General features: G+C 58.2%; 17 protein-coding genes. 9 read left to right on the forward strand and 8 right to left on the reverse strand.

Annotation, left to right across the window (positions count from 1 at the left end; all coding sequences use genetic code 11):
- Positions 1 to 94: 94 nt before the first annotated feature.
- Both AABB31_RS18685 and AABB31_RS18690 read right to left on the reverse strand, forming a co-directional pair.
- A complete protein-coding gene (locus AABB31_RS18685) occupies positions 95 to 787 on the reverse strand; it encodes a phosphotransferase (RefSeq protein ID WP_342076708.1) in 693 nt (230 codons plus the stop codon).
- 57 nt (positions 788 to 844) lie between these two features.
- Positions 845 to 1,180 (reverse strand): hypothetical protein, encoded by a 336-nt coding sequence (locus tag AABB31_RS18690; RefSeq protein WP_373635140.1) that lies wholly within the window; start codon positions 1,178 to 1,180, stop codon positions 845 to 847.
- Positions 1,181 to 1,302: 122 nt separating this feature from the next.
- Here AABB31_RS18690 and AABB31_RS18695 point away from each other — a divergent pair, with 122 nt between their 5' ends.
- The gene (locus AABB31_RS18695) at positions 1,303 to 2,394 is read left to right on the forward strand and encodes a transporter substrate-binding domain-containing protein (protein WP_342076707.1); all 1,092 of its coding nucleotides are present in this window, start codon (positions 1,303 to 1,305) and stop codon (positions 2,392 to 2,394) included.
- A gap of 13 nt (positions 2,395 to 2,407) precedes the next feature.
- Here the strand turns inward: AABB31_RS18695 and AABB31_RS18700 are convergent, their stop codons facing one another.
- The 3 genes from AABB31_RS18700 to AABB31_RS18710 are packed head-to-tail and all read right to left on the reverse strand — an operon-like array spanning position 2,408 to position 4,110.
- Positions 2,408 to 2,683: a hypothetical protein gene (locus AABB31_RS18700; protein WP_373635141.1), complete on the reverse strand. Its 276-nt coding sequence runs from the start codon at positions 2,681 to 2,683 to the stop codon at positions 2,408 to 2,410.
- Positions 2,684 to 3,511 (reverse strand): 2,3,4,5-tetrahydropyridine-2,6-dicarboxylate N-succinyltransferase, encoded by an 828-nt coding sequence (dapD, locus tag AABB31_RS18705; RefSeq protein ID WP_373635142.1) that lies wholly within the window; start codon positions 3,509 to 3,511, stop codon positions 2,684 to 2,686. It lies immediately after the preceding gene.
- A gap of 53 nt (positions 3,512 to 3,564) precedes the next feature.
- Positions 3,565 to 4,110 (reverse strand): thioredoxin family protein, encoded by a 546-nt coding sequence (locus tag AABB31_RS18710; protein ID WP_342076706.1) that lies wholly within the window; start codon positions 4,108 to 4,110, stop codon positions 3,565 to 3,567.
- 133 nt (positions 4,111 to 4,243) lie between these two features.
- Between AABB31_RS18710 and AABB31_RS18715 the strand changes: the two genes are divergently transcribed.
- Entirely contained in the window at positions 4,244 to 5,089 is an 846-nt protein-coding gene (locus tag AABB31_RS18715; RefSeq protein WP_342076705.1) for a TIGR00730 family Rossman fold protein, read from the forward strand.
- Between the two features lie 9 nt (positions 5,090 to 5,098).
- On the opposite strand, the gene AABB31_RS18720 is transcribed toward AABB31_RS18715, so the two are convergent.
- Positions 5,099 to 6,238, reverse strand: a complete 1,140-nt coding sequence (locus tag AABB31_RS18720) for a LacI family transcriptional regulator (protein WP_342076704.1) — start codon at positions 6,236 to 6,238, stop codon at positions 5,099 to 5,101.
- 82 nt (positions 6,239 to 6,320) lie between these two features.
- Between AABB31_RS18720 and AABB31_RS18725 the strand changes: the two genes are divergently transcribed.
- From AABB31_RS18725 to AABB31_RS18755, 7 genes are all read left to right on the forward strand, one after another.
- Entirely contained in the window at positions 6,321 to 7,547 is a 1,227-nt protein-coding gene (locus tag AABB31_RS18725; RefSeq protein ID WP_342076703.1) for an ABC transporter substrate-binding protein, read from the forward strand.
- Positions 7,548 to 7,633: 86 nt separating this feature from the next.
- Positions 7,634 to 8,551: a carbohydrate ABC transporter permease gene (locus tag AABB31_RS18730; protein WP_373635144.1), complete on the forward strand. Its 918-nt coding sequence runs from the start codon at positions 7,634 to 7,636 to the stop codon at positions 8,549 to 8,551.
- Position 8,552: 1 nt separating this feature from the next.
- Positions 8,553 to 9,440 (forward strand): carbohydrate ABC transporter permease, encoded by an 888-nt coding sequence (locus AABB31_RS18735; RefSeq protein ID WP_342078939.1) that lies wholly within the window; start codon positions 8,553 to 8,555, stop codon positions 9,438 to 9,440.
- Entirely contained in the window at positions 9,437 to 10,516 is a 1,080-nt protein-coding gene (locus AABB31_RS18740) for an ABC transporter ATP-binding protein (RefSeq protein ID WP_342076702.1), read from the forward strand. Before AABB31_RS18735 ends, AABB31_RS18740 begins: the two co-directional genes overlap by 4 nt.
- A complete protein-coding gene (locus tag AABB31_RS18745) occupies positions 10,513 to 12,879 on the forward strand; it encodes a glycoside hydrolase family 2 protein (protein ID WP_342076701.1) in 2,367 nt (788 codons plus the stop codon). The genes AABB31_RS18740 and AABB31_RS18745 overlap by 4 nt, the downstream gene beginning before the upstream one ends.
- A gap of 18 nt (positions 12,880 to 12,897) precedes the next feature.
- Positions 12,898 to 13,644 (forward strand): sugar phosphate isomerase/epimerase, encoded by a 747-nt coding sequence (locus AABB31_RS18750; RefSeq protein ID WP_342076700.1) that lies wholly within the window; start codon positions 12,898 to 12,900, stop codon positions 13,642 to 13,644.
- A 9-nt stretch (positions 13,645 to 13,653) separates the two neighbouring features.
- Complete coding sequence (locus AABB31_RS18755; RefSeq protein ID WP_342076699.1) at positions 13,654 to 14,775, forward strand: Gfo/Idh/MocA family oxidoreductase; 1,122 nt, start codon at positions 13,654 to 13,656, stop codon at positions 14,773 to 14,775.
- Here the strand turns inward: AABB31_RS18755 and AABB31_RS18760 are convergent.
- Complete coding sequence (locus AABB31_RS18760; RefSeq protein WP_342076698.1) at positions 14,748 to 15,278, reverse strand: hypothetical protein; 531 nt, start codon at positions 15,276 to 15,278, stop codon at positions 14,748 to 14,750. The two genes, AABB31_RS18755 and AABB31_RS18760, sit on opposite strands and share 28 nt — an antisense overlap.
- 35 nt (positions 15,279 to 15,313) lie before the next feature.
- Positions 15,314 to 16,489 (reverse strand): 23S rRNA (adenine(2503)-C(2))-methyltransferase RlmN, encoded by a 1,176-nt coding sequence (gene rlmN, locus AABB31_RS18765; protein WP_342076697.1) that lies wholly within the window; start codon positions 16,487 to 16,489, stop codon positions 15,314 to 15,316.
- Positions 16,490 to 16,581 lie beyond the last annotated feature (92 nt).

The following is a 16,581-nucleotide window of genomic DNA, read 5'->3' on the forward strand; positions in this document are numbered from 1 at the left end:
GCTGCACCCTGTCAAAGGTGCCCGGTGTTCCACACCTATTTGCAACGCTCTGCCACTTATGAGTATCGGCGCGCCATCGGTTCAATGGTCTGGCCTATGTCAGCTTTTCAAGCATCCTGCGCGCATAGTCGGGTTCGACTGACCACGCGCATGCGACCTCCCACGCGATGATCGCGCGCTGCTCTGCCGGCGAAATCGCCGCAAGCTGACCGATGTCGAAAACCGCGAGGTCCCGCCGACATTCATCCCAGTCCAGAACCGCAATGCGCCCGTCCGAGGTTACGAGCAGATTACTGCTATTCAGATCTCCGTGCACAATCGTCTGTGGCCATCCTTGCAACTGTCCCCAGGCCTCGCGGCATTTAATCACGGCGTCGTTTGGCATGGCTGTCAAGTCCACATCGCCGCCGATTTCGTCGCGCAAGAGGTCTTGGGATGACAGAAAGCCGGGTCGTTGCAGGATATCCCGTGCAAGCGCGTGAAAACGCGCAACCTGATCCGCGATCGTACTCATTTCATCTGGACCGGGATGCGCGCCGGCCACAAAGGGTTCGCAGGTCCATCCCTGTTCCACCAGCCGTCCTGCGGCGCTGCGCTTGAGCGGTGGCACGATGAACCCACTTTGGCGCGCGCAATCCTGAACGGGGGTTAACCAAGCGAGGGCCTCGGGGGCGCGGCGGGTTGATTTGAAAACCCAATTGGGTTCCGGCCCAACTGTGCGATAGACGATATTTCGATGACCACCGCCGAGCGGCACGCGTTCGGCGGCAATGCCCCATTCCGCCATGGGCGGGTATTGTGCCATCATATCAGCCGGGCCGGTCACGGCATTCCGACGGTTTTTTTATGTTTCGTCTTCATCAAAGAACGGGGTCATTTGGGCCACGATCACGCTGTTTTCATCCAAGGCGCGCTGCATCAAGGCGCGTTCCTCGTCCGAGATATCATGCCCTTCGGCCAGACGTTCATCCAACGTGCCATAGCCCGAGACATCCAGCGGGGCCAGGTCGGCCTGCTTGAGGATGGCGACGGTTTCGCGCACGGCTTCGGCTTCGTCCACGCCGCTGGCGTAGCACATCAGCGCGCCGCCGGTTGCATCGGCGGGCAAACCATCACCTGCATTTCGGCCCACTTCGACCAGCAGGGTGTAGACCTTTTGTTTTGAGATTTTTTTCGCCATTGCAATACCCTGGTTCCGGCTACTGCATGCGCTGCAGGCCAGCCGGTGTCAATCAAGGCAACTACTGCTTGCATTGACCATAGGTAAAGGGGAGATAGGTGAGCAGGGGTAGAGGAGCATCAATGTTCAGAAGTTTGCTGTTGGCCATCATGCTGTGGTGTGGGCTGTCGCTGGGCGGGCCGGTGCTGGCGCAGGAGCCCGAAGGCATTGATCGGGAGCTAACCGTCGCCACGGTGACCCGCGCGCCGTTTTCGATGGTTGAGGATGGCAAGGATGTCGGCTTTTCCATCGCGCTGTGGGAAAAACTGGCCAGCGAAATAAACCTGTCCTACCGTTTTGTCCGATACGAAACGTTCAGCGAAATGATTGCAGCCGTCGAAAACGGTGATGCAGATGCGGCCATCGCAAATATCTCGATCACCGAAGACCGCGAGACCCGGATGGATTTCACCCAACCGATCTTTGAAACCGGTCTGCAGATCATGCTGCGCGGCGAGGGGAATGGCACCTTGTCCTTGATCAAATCCATCCTGTCGCCAAGGCTGCTGCTGGCCGTTCTTTTCTTTCTGGCCGTGACCTTGGGGATCGGCATGCTGATGTGGTATTTCGAACGCCGCAAGCAGGACATGTTTGGCAAGACGGCCCGCGATGCGGCTTTCCCGGCCTTCTGGTGGGCGCTGAATGTGATCATCTCAAGCGCGCACGAAGAAGAGACCCCGAAATCCCCCATGGGCAGGGTCTTTGGGACGATCATGTTGATTTGCAGCCTGTTCCTGATCTCCTTTTTTACCGCCAACATCACGGCTGCGTTGACCCTGAACGCGATCTCGGAAGATGTCAGCAATATCAGCGACCTGGATGGGCGACGGGTTGGGACGACGGCCGGATCGACGACCTCTAGCTATCTGGATCTGCGCGGTATCCAGCATCGCCAGTACGACACGCTGGACGCATTGTTGCAGGCCTTCGAGACCGATAGCATCGACGCCGTTGTGTTTGATGGCCCGATCCTTGCCTATTACCTGCGCACCACCCAGCCCGAAGATGTGCGCCTGATCGAACGGTTCTTCCGGCGCGAGGGCTACGGGATCGCGCTGCCAACCGGATCGGTGCTGCGCGAACCGCTGGACCGGGCATTGCTGAATGCGCGCGAGAACGGGGCCTATGACGAATTGCGCGCCGCGTGGTTTGGCGCGGCATATAGCAACGATTAGGCCTTGGCGTCGTTTATGGCTTTTCTTCCCAGCGTGATCGGACGGCCCAGATCGTCGAGACGATGATGACGATCTGGAAGGGCGCGTAGATCAGCACCATCAGCAGCAGGATGCGCCAGAACAGGGTCAACTGCATGATGATGGTCAGCGTCACAGCGGGCAGGAACAATAATGCCAGCAACAGCGATATCAGGACCACATCTGCGGCGACAGGCAGCCATGCCTCTTTGAACGAAGGCCGGATGCCCGCAGCGATACGCTTGCGCGCGATTATGCGGCTGATCAGCACCTAGTCGCGCAGCAGTTCGTTGATACCGGTCTTGGAGCGCGTCCGCGCGTCCACCCGTTTGACGATCACCGCGCAATAGAGATTGATGTCATTCTTGGACGGCATGGAGCCGGCGACCACAACCGAATATGGGGGGACTTCGCCATACATGACCTCGCCAGTGTCGCGATCCACGATCTTGGTGGATTGCCCGATGAACACGCCCATGCCCAGCACCGAGCCTTCGCGCACGATGCAGCCTTCAACGACCTCGGACCGGGCGCCGATAAAGCAATTGTCTTCGATGATTGTGGGTCCGGCCTGCATCGGTTCCAATACACCACCAATGCCGACGCCGCCGGACAGATGCACATTCTTGCCGATCTGGGCGCAGGATCCGACCGTGGCCCAGCCGTCAACCATGGAACCTTCATCCACATAGGCGCCCAGATTGACGAAAGATGGCATCAGGACCACGCCTTTGCCGATAAAGGCCGACCGGCGCACAATAGACCCGGGTACTGCGCGAAAGCCGGCCTCGCGCCATTGATTGTCACCCCAGCCGTCAAATTTTGACGGCACCTTGTCCCACCAGGTCGATCCGCCATTGCCGCCCGGGATCTGTTCCATGTCGTTCAGGCGGAAGGACAGCAAGACGGCTTTCTTGGCCCATTGGTTCACGTGCCAACTGCCATCATCCTGCTTTTCAGCAACCCGCAAAGCACCACTATCAAGGGCGTTCAGCGTATCCTCGATCGCTTCGCGTGTTTCGCCTGTAGTGGCGGGAGACACGGTATCGCGGGCCTCCCATGCGGCTTCGATGGCGGTCTCCAGGGCAGCGTTGGACATCAGTGTCTCCGTTCATGAATTTCGGCGCTATGTAGCCCGGCGTTGCCAATCATTCAACGCCACTTGATTGAACAACCCATCGACGGGGTCTGATCAGCAGGGCCGCGTCCTGTTGCAGCAACAAGCTGCATGGCATTCAGCAGCTCGGGGACCCGATTTGCAGGATCTTTCATGCCTGCATCATCAATACGGCCCCGATATTGCAAGCCGCCGCTGGCGTCAAAACCAAAGAAATCGGGCGTGCAGACCGCGCCATAGGCCTGCCCCACAGATTGATCTTCATCCACGAGATAGGGGGCGGTCAGGCCATGCTGCCGGGCGAAGCTTTCCATGTTGTCAGGACTGTCGGCTGGATAGGCGGCATAGTCGTTGGACATGATGCAAGCCACACCAATCCCGTCTGCCTGAAGGGTTTTGATATCTGCAGCCAATCGGTCGATCACAGCAATAACATAGGGGCAGTGATTGCAAATGAAGGCCACCAGCAATCCCTTTTCCCCCATGATGTCGTCGCGTGTGTGGCGTACGCCGTCCGGCGTTTTGAGGTCGAAATTCGGGGCCTTCCAGCCAAAGTCGCAGATCGGTGTATTCAGCAGCATCGTGTCCTCCGGTGGTTTGACCAAAATCCGTCATGGACCAGTTTGGCCGCGTGGGCCGCTTGTTTGCAACCGCATTGCATCTTGCGCCCGAAGCGGCGACGTTAGACGAAAGCGATTTAAGGAAAGACGCGCAATGAAAGACGACAGGCACCATCCCTTCCGCGATAGCCATCAAGACCGCGAGGCTGCCAGCCATATTCCCGATACGCCCCAGACCCGCGCGCCGTCCTATGCGTTGGCCTTTGCCGACGAGGATTTCATGTGCCGCGAAGAATTGCGCCCGGTGCGGCTGCAATTGGAGTTGCTGAAACCGGAAATGCTGATGAATGAGGCGGGGATCAACTCGACCATCGTTTTATTTGGTGGCGCGCGGATCCCTGAACCAGCAAAGAAAGAAACTGCCCGCACGCAAACGCTGGCTGATCTGACGAAATACTATGCCGAGGCGCAGCGCTTCGCCGAAATGATGACCCGCCGTTCCATGGAAAAGGGCGGGACCGATGATGTCATTGTGACCGGCGGCGGCCCCGGTGTGATGGAAGCAGGCAACAGGGGCGCGGCCGAAGCAGGCGGCAAATCTATCGGTCTGAACATCGTGCTGCCCCATGAACAGGCCCCAAACCCCTATGTGACGCCGGATCTGTGCTTTAACTTCCACTATTTTGCGATCCGCAAGATGCATTTCTTGATGCGCGCGTCGGCGATATGCGTATTCCCGGGCGGATTTGGCACGCTGGACGAGATGTTCGAGGCGCTGACCTTGATCCAGACCGGACGTATGGCCCGGGTGCCGTTCCTGCTATTCGGGCAGTCCTTCTGGGAAAAGATCATCAATTGGGATGCGCTTGCCGATGCGGGGACAATATCGCAGGACGATCTGGCGCTTTTCCGATTTGTTGAAACCGCCGAAGAGGCGATCAGCGCGCTCGATAATTGGGAACATAAAGGCGAAAAGCGCGGGGTGATCCCCGGGCGCTAAGCTGCGGCCTTACGCGGTGGTCGGCACTTCGAGGCATTGCATCGGGGGCAATTCAGGGTGGCGGATCGCCTGAATTGCGGCCTTTGCCAGAAAATCCCCGGCGGAACCCACGGATTCCGCCATCGTCAGGATGTCAGAGCGGACCAGTTTCAGAAACGGAACGGCCTCTTTCGCAAAAACGTCGGTTTCGCGACCGACGGTATGTCCGGCCGCCTCCAGTCCAGCAACTGCGGCGAGCGCGGCACCGGTTGATGCGGTGATGATCGCGTCGGTCTGGGGGTGTGCGCCGATATGTGCGGTGACACCGGACGCCACGACATCATTTGGGCTGTCGCTTGTGACATTGTCGAGAATGAACAGGTGTTGACCATTGGCCTGCGCCCGGTCGCGCAGACCCGCCACAAGATGCAGCGCATAGCTTTGACGCAGGGGCGGGGCCACAACGGCCACATGTTTGCGGCCACGGGTATGCAGCAGATCCATCGCCTGCCGGCCGTAAATCTCATTGTCAAAGTCGTAATAGGGGTGCTGGTCGGCCCAATCGCTGCGCCCATGTGTGGCGAAGGGAAATTTCCGCTCCATCAGGTAGGATACGCGCGGGTCCTGCGGTTCGATCTGGTTCAGGATCACGGCGTCAGCGGATTCTGTTTCGACGACATAGCGCACGGGCTTCATGATATCGCCTGAGGGGGCATAGGGGGTCACGTTCAAATGATACCGGGTCCCTTCCAACCCACCGGCGACGGAGGAAATCAACCTTGCGGTGTGATTGTCATGCTCGGTTGACATGATCAGGCTGATGACATTCGTGCGGCCGGTCCGCAGGCGGACGCCCGCCCGGTTCGGAACATAGCCGATCTCATCAGCAATCTTGCGGATCAGTTTCTTGGTATCCTGTCCGATATCGGGCGCATCGTTCAGCGCGCGTGAAACAGTGGGCACGGCCAGCCCGCTGATCTTGGCGATCGTCTTGAGGGTGGGCTTGGTCTGGCTCCCTGATATCGTGGGGCCTGCTGCAAGTGCAGCTTTCTTGTCTTGCATAGGTTGCGGGCCCCCGTTTTCGCCGCTGGCGTCGTCGCGCGCAAGCTGCATGACCCAATAGCTGAGCGAATTCAGCTGCTTAAGGGCATGTTTGCGTCGTGACCCCAATGTTGCGCAAAAAGTCTTGCGAGGTCAATCTAAATCGTTATAGGCTCTACTACAACGATTTAGAACCAGGGAGGAGAGAATCGTGAGACTCACAACAAAACTGTTGGCAGCGACCGCTATGGTCAGTGCATCCGCCGCTTCTGCGGTCGAACTTGAGGTGACACATTGGTGGACATCTGGGGGCGAAGCGGCTGCTGTGGCCAAATTTGCTGACGCATTTAACGCGACTGACCACACATGGGTTGACGGCGCAATCGCCGGTTCCGGTGGTACAGCCCGCCCGATTATTATTTCCCGTATTCTTGGCGGTGACCCTATGGGCGCCACGCAGCTGAACCACGGTCGCCAGGCTGAAGAGCTGATCGAAGCCGGCCTGTTGCTTGACCTGACAGATGTGGCCGAAGCCGAAGGTTGGAAAGACCTGGTGAACCCATCATCGCTACTGGACGCCTGCACGCTGGATGGCCGCATCTATTGCGCGCCTGTTAACATTCACTCTTGGCAGTGGATGTGGCTGTCGCATGACGCATTCGCAAAGGCCGGTGTCGATGTACCCAGCAACTGGGACGAGTTTGTCGCTGCCCGCGACGCCCTTGAAGGGGCCGACATCATTCCGCTGGCAATGGGTCAGCAGGGTTGGCAGCAATCCGGTGCATTTGGTGTGATGGCGGTGGCCATTGCAGGCCCCGACGCATGGCTGGCCGTGAACCGCGACCAGGACGTTGATGTGGCCGCCGGTCCTGACTACGCGAAAGTCTTCCAGGCTGCTGTTGATGCCCGCGAAATGGCGGCCAACAGCAATGTGCAGGACTGGAACCAGGCGACCAACCTTGTGATCACTGGCCAGGCTGGCGGACAGATCATGGGTGACTGGGCACAGGGCGAATTCTCTGTCGCGGAATCTGTCGCTGGCGAAGATTATTCCTGCCTGCCGGGTCTGGGCGTGAACCAGATCCTTGATACAGGCGGTGATGCTTTCTACTTCCCACTGCAAGACGACCCAGAAGTCGAAGCCGCACAAAAAGAGCTGGCTGCACTTCTTCTCAGCCCTGAAGTTCAGGTTGATTTCAACCTCGCCAAAGGGTCGTTGCCTGTGCGTGGCGACATCGACCTGTCGGCGGCCAATGACTGCATGCAGAAGGGTCTGGAGATCCTTGCATCCGGCGGCATTCTGCCATCGGGTGACATGAACCAGTCTGCTGACACATCGCAACAGGTCGAAGACCTGATGGCGCAATTCTGGTCGTCGGATATGTCGGCCGAGGAAGCGCAGGAAAAATATGCGGATATCATCTCCCGCGCTGACTAAGCTTATGCTTTGACAGCAGGCCCGGCATTGCGTTGACACGTGCCGGGCCAACCATCCAACACATTTTTCTAGATGGAGCCGGCACGATGACCGTGGCCTCGGACCCCCCTGCGCGCACCGCAAAGCGGCCTAACAGGTTGTTCAAAAACCTGTCAGCCAAGATTGCCTCGATCCCGATGATCCTGACGGCATTGGTCGTCTTTGTCGGCGGCACCAGCTGGACAGTCGTCTACTCCTTTACAAGCTCGCGCATGTTGCCCCGCGAGAAGTGGGTCGGTTTTGATCAATATGCCCGGTTGTGGGAAACCGACCGCTGGATCATTTCCATCAAGAACCTCGCGGTTTACGGGGTCTGTTCCATGATCCTGACACTGACCATCGGGTTTTGCCTGGCGGCCTGTCTGGATCGGAAAATTCGGTTTGAAAGCGCGTTTCGCACGATCTTTCTGTATCCCTTCGCCCTTTCATTTGTTGTGACCGGCCTTGCGTGGCAGTGGATCTTGAACCCGCAATTCGGCTTTCAAAGCGTGGTGCGCGATTGGGGGTGGGAAAGCTTTACCTTTGATCCGCTCAACAATCCCGACATCGTCATGTTCGGCTTGCTGATTGCAGGTCTGTGGCAGGGGACCGGATTGATCATGTGCATCATGCTGGCGGGGCTGCGCGGTATCGACGAAGATATCTGGAAAGCGGCCAAGGTCGACGGGATCGGCACCGTCAAGACCTATGTCATTGTGATCATTCCGATGATGCGCCCGGTTTTCATTACCTCGCTGGTACTGATCGCCTCAGGGATCATCAAATTGTACGACCTGGTGGTCGCGCAAACCAATGGCGGCCCGGGGCTTAGCTCGGAGGTGCCTGCAAAATACGTGATTGAATATATGTTCCGTGCGCAAAACCTCGGGCAGGGCTTTGCGGCCTCGACCATGATGCTCTGCTCCGTCGTGATCATCCTGATCCCATGGGCCTACCTTGAATTCGGAGGCAAGAAACGTGGCTGATATGACTGTAAATGGGCCCGCGGGACCCAAGCCAAAGCGGCGTTTCTCGCGGGCGAATATCTTTCTTTACGGCACGTTGATTGTCGTCAGCATGTACTACCTGTTGCCGCTCTATGTCATGATCGTCACGTCACTGAAGGGGATGCCCGAAATCCGGCTGGGCAATGTGTTTGGCCCGCCACTAGAGGTGACATTCCAGCCCTGGGTCAAGGCATGGTCAGAGGCCTGCACAGGGCTTGATTGCACCGGATTGTCCAAGGGTTTCTGGAATTCCGTTCAAATCCTGATCCCGTCGGTGATCCTGTCCATCGCGATTGCGTCGATCAATGGCTATGCGCTGTCATTGTGGAAGTTCAAAGGGTCCGAGGTGTTCTTTACCATTCTGATTATCGGGGCCTTCATCCCGTATCAGACCATGCTTTACCCCATTGTGATCATGCTGCGTGAAATCGGGCTGATGGGGGACCTTGGTGGGCTGGTTCTGGTTCATACTGTCTTTGGGATGCCGATCCTGACGCTGCTCTTCCGAAACTACTTTGCGTCTGTCCCCGAAGAGCTGTTCAAGGCCGCGCGGGTTGATGGGGCCGGGTTCTGGCAGATCTATTTTCAGATCATGTTGCCCATGGCGCTGCCCATCTTTGTTGTGGCGATCATTCTGCAGGTGACAGGCATCTGGAACGACTTCCTGTTTGGGGTGATCTACACCAAACCGGCAACTTATCCGATGACTGTGCAGCTGAATAACATCGTGAACTCGGTGCAGGGCATCAAGGAATACAACGTCAATATGGCGGCCACACTTCTCACCGGCCTAGTGCCACTTGTCATCTATTTCGCATCCGGAAAACTGTTTGTCCGGGGCATCGCAGCAGGGGCCGTTAAGGGATGAGCTACTCCGTCGAAATCAAGAAACTCGATCTGGCATTCGGGGCCGTCAAGGTATTGCAGGGGCTGGACCTGAATATCAACGAGGGTGAATTCCTTGTGCTGCTGGGGTCATCGGGGTGCGGCAAGTCGACCTTGCTGAATTGCATTGCGGGCCTATTGGAGGTCACCGATGGGCAGATCTTCATCAAGGGCGAGAATGTGACCTGGGCCGAACCGTCCGAGCGGGGCATCGGTATGGTGTTCCAATCCTATGCGCTTTATCCGCAGATGACGGTAAAGGGGAACCTGTCATTCGGGCTGAAGAATGCCAAGGTGCCCAAGCCCGAGATCGAAAAGCGGGTCGCGCGCGCGGCCGAGATTTTGCAGATCGGGCCGCTGCTCGACCGCAAGCCGGGCGCGCTTTCCGGTGGGCAACGTCAGCGCGTTGCAATCGGCCGGGCGCTGGTGCGGGATGTGGACGTGTTCCTGTTCGATGAGCCGCTCTCGAACCTTGATGCAAAGCTGCGGGTTGATCTGCGGGTCGAACTCAAGCGGCTGCACAACCAGTTGCAAAACACCATGATCTACGTGACCCATGACCAGGTCGAGGCCATGACATTGGCCGACCGGATTGCTGTCATGAAGGGTGGCGCGATCATGCAGCTTGGCTCGCCCGACGAAATCTACAACAAACCGCGCAATCTTTATGTGGCCGACTTTATTGGCAGCCCTTCGATGAACTTCCTCGAAGGTCATCTGGAGGATGGCAGTTTCAAGGTCGACGACATGGTCATGCCGATGACGGGTTATGAATTCATGACGCCGCAAACGGCCGACCGACCCGCCGTTATTGGTATCCGCCCCGAACATGTGGTGACCGGGGAACTTGTGCGCAACGCGCCGCTGCAGTTCAACGTCGATGTTGATCTGGTCGAGCCCATGGGCTCTGACACGCTGGTCTATGCCAAACTGGGGCAGCATATTTTCCGGATTCGCATGGATGGGCAGGCCGTCGTGAAGGCGGGTGACAGCATTCCGGTGGGCATTGATCCATCACGGGCCTCGCTTTTCGATAAAGCGACCGAGGACCGACTATGATTGACCTGTCAGGTCAATGGAAACTTGTGGACGACAGCGGCGCCTATTCTTGCGACATGATGATGCCCACAGACGGGATCAGCGCACTTCACGATGCGGGGCTGATCCCTGACCCCTATTGGGGCCAGAACGAATATGATCTGCGGTGGATTTGCGAACGCGACTGGACAGCGACCCGCGAGGTAGAGTTGACCGAAACAGATGTCGACCTTGTCCTGTCCGAGGTTGATACCGTTGTGACGGTGCGCGTGAACGACAAAATTGTTCTGGAATCTGACAACGCGTTTCGAACCTACCGCGTCCCTCTGGCCGGTGCCGCGCAGGTCGGGGGCAATACAATCAGCGTGACGTTTCACAATGTGGTCGCTGCAGGTGCCGCGCGGCAGGCGGCCCATCCGTTTCCGTTGCCGAACAGCGCCAACTGCCCAATCCCCAATGGGAATATGCTGCGCAAACCAGCCTGCGATTTCGGCTGGGACTGGAATATCGCGCTGGCGCCGTTCGGGATTTACGGAACTATGGAAATTGTCCCATCCGCAGCGGCCCGGATCGACCGGTTGATGATTGATCAGGATCACGCGGATGGACGGGTCGACCTGCGGATCACCGCATACCTGGCCAATTACGCAGGCGATGTGACGGCACAGATCGGCGGCCAAACTGTCTCGGGACCGGTGGTTGATGGTGTCTGCGAGCTTTTGGTGCGGATCACGAACCCCGAATTATGGTGGCCGGCGGGGCAGGGCGCGCAACCGCTCTATGATCTGCAGGTGACCGCCGGTTCGGTCCGTGCGACCCGACAGATCGGCCTGCGGCAACTGGAACTGGTGAATGAAGCCGACGATATCGGCCTTGGCTTCAAATTCCGGATCAACGGGCGTGATGTGTTCTGCAAAGGGGCCAACTGGATACCCGCCGATGCCTTGCCCGGCCGGATTTCGGACGAAAAGACGAAGGCCCTGCTGCAGTCCGCAGTTGATGCAAATATGAACATGGTCCGCATCTGGGGCGGTGGCCGGTACGAGCCTGACAGCTTTTATGCGGCCTGCGATGCGCTGGGTCTGCTTGTCTGGCAGGACTTCATGTTTGCGTGCAACCTCTACCCGTCTGACGACGCATTTCTGGAAAATGTCCGGGCAGAGGTGGCTGACAACGTGTCGCGCATTCACCATCATGCCTGTCTTGCGGTGTGGTGCGGCGACAATGAACTGATCGGGGCGCTGGGCTGGTACGATTGTTCGATCAATGACAGGGACCGGTATCTGGTCAATTATGATCGGCTGAACCGGGCGCTGGAGGTCGCATTGAAACAGACCCATCCGGCGGCGGTCTGGTGGCCCTCATCCCCATCGCCGGGGCCAATGAATTTCGGTGATGCCTGGCATGATGACGGTTCGGGTGACATGCATTTCTGGTCGGTCTGGCACGAAGGGCGTGACTTTGACCACTACCGGGATGTCGGCCCGCGTTTCTGTTCCGAGTTCGGATTTCAGAGCTACCCGTCGATGATCGAGATTGACCGGTTTGCAGCCCCCGAAGATCAGAACATTGCCGCACCCACGCTTGAAAGCCATCAGAAAAACGACGGGGGGAATGCGCGGATTGCGGAAACCATGTTCCGCTATTTTCGCTGGCCGCAGAGATTTGAGGATTTCGTCTATCTCAGCCAGATTCAGCAGGGGCTGGCGATCAAGACTGCCGTCACCCAATGGCGCAGCATCGCGCCACGCTGCATGGGAACGCTGATCTGGCAGTTGAATGATACCTGGCCGGTCTGTTCCTGGGCGTCACTGAACCATCAGGGCGACTGGAAGCTGATGCATCATATGGCACAGGCATTCTATGCGCCGGTTCTGGTAACGGCCGTACCAACCGGCAGTGCCTATGTCTTGCGGGCGGTCAATGATGGGCCGGTGCAGAAAGGCATGACGGTCACGGCCTTTGCGGTGAATATGCAGGGGCATCTGCGCGAGTTGGCGAATGTGAAATGCACAGCCACAGCCGATGCCACGGATGTCGTCAGCATCCCGAAATACGAGATCGGGGCGCAGGAAATGCTCTATTTTACCTGGACAACCGATAGCCGCGAAGCCGGGCATGACTGCTTTGCACCGCTGCCCTACAAGGCCTATGACATCGCGCCCGCAAATCTATCCATGCAGCAAGACGGCAATCAGCTGACATTGAAGGCCGGCGGATTTGCGCATTTTGTGGCCGTTGAGGCCGATATACCCGGGCGGTTTGACCGCAATGTACTGACCATGTTGCCGGGTGCCGAGGTGCAGATCGCCTTCACGCCCATGGATCCAGCTGCCACCCCCCGTTTCACGCTGCGCGATCTGCACAGCGCGACCTACACCTAACGCCGCAAGGACATCGCGATGCTGCATATCTCATATCAACTTTACTGCTCCCGCAACTTTCCACCCATTGCCGAAACGTTGAAAATGCTCGCCGATACGGGCTTTCGCGAGGTGGAAGGTTATAACGGTCTTTTTGATGATCTGGACGGCTTGAAGGCCGCGCTTGATGCGACCGGTCTGACAATGACAAGCAGCCATATCGGCCAAAACCTGATTGCGGACGATCCGGCGGGGATGCTGGCGACGATCAAGAACCTCGGGATCAAAAAGGTGTTTGGCCCGCATCTTGCCGCGGATGAGCGTCCGGCCGACGCGGCAGGATGGGCGGCCTTTGGGACCAGGCTGGCCGAGATCGGCAAACCATTGCAGGACGCTGGCATCACATTCGGGTGGCACAATCACGATTTTGAACTGGTTGCGCTGCCGGGGGGCGAATATCCGCTGGATCTGATCATGCAAGGATCCGATGACCTGAGGCTGGAACTTGATCTTGGTTGGGTGGTGCGGGCCGGGCACGACCCTGTCACCTGGATCAACAAATATCAGGGCCGCATCAGTGCCGCCCATGTCAAGGATGTCGCCCCCGCGGGGCAGTGTCTGGACGAGGACGGATGGGCCGATGTGGGTCACGGTACGATGGATTGGGCGGCCATCCACGCCGCATTGCAGGCTGCTGGTTGCGATCACTATGTCGCCGAGCACGACAACCCAAATAATCACACGCGGTTTGCGACCCGTAGTCTTGCCGCGATCAAAGAATTCTAAGGAACGAATATGACACAACTTGGCGTTGGCATCATCGGATGCGGTAACATTTCGACGGCCTATTGCCGTCTGGCCCCGATGTATCAATCACTGTCGGTGAAAGCGGTGGCTGATATCAACATGGCAGCCGCCGAGGCGAAGGCCGCAGAATTCGGGTTGCGTGCCGATACCGTCGATGACCTGCTGCGGGCGCCGGATATTGATGTGGTGGTCAACCTGACGATCCCGGCGGTGCATTTTGAGGTGACGCGCAAGATCCTCGAGGCGTGCAAGCATGCCTATTCCGAAAAGCCGCTTGTCTTGACTTTGGCCGAGGCTGAGGAGCTGCGCGCATTGGCCGCCGCACGCAACCTACGGGTCGGATCGGCCCCGGATACGTTCCTGGGTGGGGCGCATCAGCAGGCGCGGGCGGCAATTGACGCAGGTGAGGTCGGAAGGATCATTGGTGGCACCTGCCATGTGATGGGCCACGGTATGGAAGGCTGGCACCCAAACCCGGATTTCTTTTACCAGCCGGGCGCCGGGCCGGTTCTGGACATCGGGCCTTACTATGTGACCAACCTTCTGCAACTGGTGGGGCCGGTCAAATCTGTCGCTGCGCTGACGACGACAACTTTTGCCGAACGCACGATCGGCAATGGCGACCGTCTGGGTGAAAAGGTGCCGGTCAATACGCCGACGAATATTCATGCCCTGCTGGAATTCGTGAATGGTGCCACGATCACCCTTGGCGCAAGCTGGGATGTGTGGGCCAATCGGCACGGGCATATGGAGCTTTACGGCGAAGATGCCTCGCTTTTTCTGCCGGACCCGAATTTCTTTGGCGGCGTGGTCGAGATCGGCGGGCAGGATCAGGCGATCCAACCACTGCCTGCATGGGATCATCCGTTTGGCGTTCCCAATGATGATGAAGGGCGCGCGAATTATCGCTGTGCGGGTCTTGCCGATATGGCGACGGCCATTGATGTAGGCCGGCCGCATCGCTGCGGCGTGGATCTGGCCGTGCATGCGGTGGACGTCATGACCAGCATTCTGAAAGCCGGCGAAGAAAAGCGCTTTGTCGAACTGACAACAACCTGCGAACGTCCTGCCGCGCTGTCACCTCAAGAGGCGCGCGCCCTGCTGGCCTGATCGCTGTCGGCCAGATACATTGTTCGTGTTCCCAGCCCGGTATGCGGGTCAATTGCCCGGCGCTGTTGTGCGGTCGGCACCGTCGCGCATGGCACCGCCGTCATGGACATGGCGGACATGACGCCGCGCGGTGCGATGGGTTGGCCAAAACGACGCATCAGCCGGGCGTAGCTATGGCCCAAATCGGCGCCGTTGCACAGGTGGTTACCTGATCTGTCATAGATGCTGAGACCACCACCGCGCCGGGCGAGGGAATACCCCTTTGCCCACAACCGCGCCTTAAGGTCATCCCAATCGGCGGCATCTGCCAGATCGCGCGATACGTCTTCGCGTAGCGGTGCCAATTGCACCCCAAGGCGATCCGCCCGTGCCTTGGCCCGGTTGCGCAGATCCTTTCGCAAGGCCGCGCGCAGCACGTCACCAATCGCGTCTTCATTGCGGCCACATAAGTGGTCGAGCGCATCAACAAGTTCGGGGGGCAAGCCAAGCGTAATCTGTTTCATGGCCCCCATCAAAAACGGTGGCCATGAAGATTTAATTAAAGTCCGGTCTCTTTTGCGATCTGGGCACGGGATTTGCGCGCACGCTCTGTCGCGGATTTCAGTTGGCCGCAGGCTGCCATGATGTCTTCGCCCCGTGGTGTGCGGATTGGCGAGGCATATCCGGCCTGATAGACAATCTCGGCAAAGGCTCTGATCCGGTTGTTGGACGAGCGTTTGTAGGGGGCGCCGGGCCATTCATTGAACGGGATAAGATTGATCTTGGCCGGGATCCCGTCGATCAGCTTGACCAGACGGCGGGCATCGGCGTCGCTGTCATTGATCCCGTCCAGCATCACATATTCAAATGTGATACGCTCGGAATTCGACACTTTCGGATAGGCGCGCAAGGCGTCCAGCAGCGTTTCAATGTTCCAGCGCTTGTTGATTGGCACCAGTTTGTCGCGGATGTCATCGGTTGTCCCATGAAAGGACACCGCCAATTGGCAGCCGATTTCCTGCGCCGTGCGCGCGATTTCAGGCACAACACCGGAGGTCGACAGCGTGATCCGCCTGCGCGACAACTGAATGCCGTGCGGGTCCATCGCGATTTTCATCGCGTCGCGCACGTTCTCGAAATTATAAAGCGGCTCACCCATGCCCATCAGAACGATGTTGGACAAAAGCCGGGTTTCGTTGCGCCGGGCGCCGGGTTCCGGCCATTCGTCAAGGTCATCGCGCGCCAGCATAACCTGCCCGATAATCTCGGCCGCTGTCAGGTTGCGGACCAGCTTTTGGGTGCCTGTATGACAAAACGAGCATGTCAGCGTACAGCCGACCTGCGAAGAGATACACAGCGTCCCCCGGTCGGTTTCGGGGATATAGACCACCTCAACCTCGTGGCCGCCTGCAATCCGGCACAGGTATTTGCGCGTGCCGTCATCGGATATCTGACGGGTCACCACCTGGGGAATGTCGAGCGTGAATGTCTCAGCCAGCAAGGCGCGATAATCCTTGGACAGGTTGGTCATCTGATCGAAGTCGCGCACGCCCCAGTGATATATCCATTGCCAAATCTGGCCGGTGCGCATCTTGGCCTGCTTTTCGGGGGTGCCGATTGCAATCAACGCATCACGCATCTGGTCGCGTGACATCCCGATCAGGTTTAGCGGCCCGTCGGTTGCCTTGCGGGGGATGGTCAAGACGTCTTGTGTGATTGGGGCCTTGGCGTCCATTGGATATGCTCTTTGTGAAGGATCAGATGCTGCATATAAAAGACATAGGCCGCTTTCACAAGAAAGCGGCCTAAACATCTATGCCAGGTCGG

Source organism: Yoonia sp. SS1-5 (assembly GCF_038443705.2).
GTDB lineage: Bacteria > Pseudomonadota > Alphaproteobacteria > Rhodobacterales > Rhodobacteraceae > Yoonia > Yoonia rhodophyticola.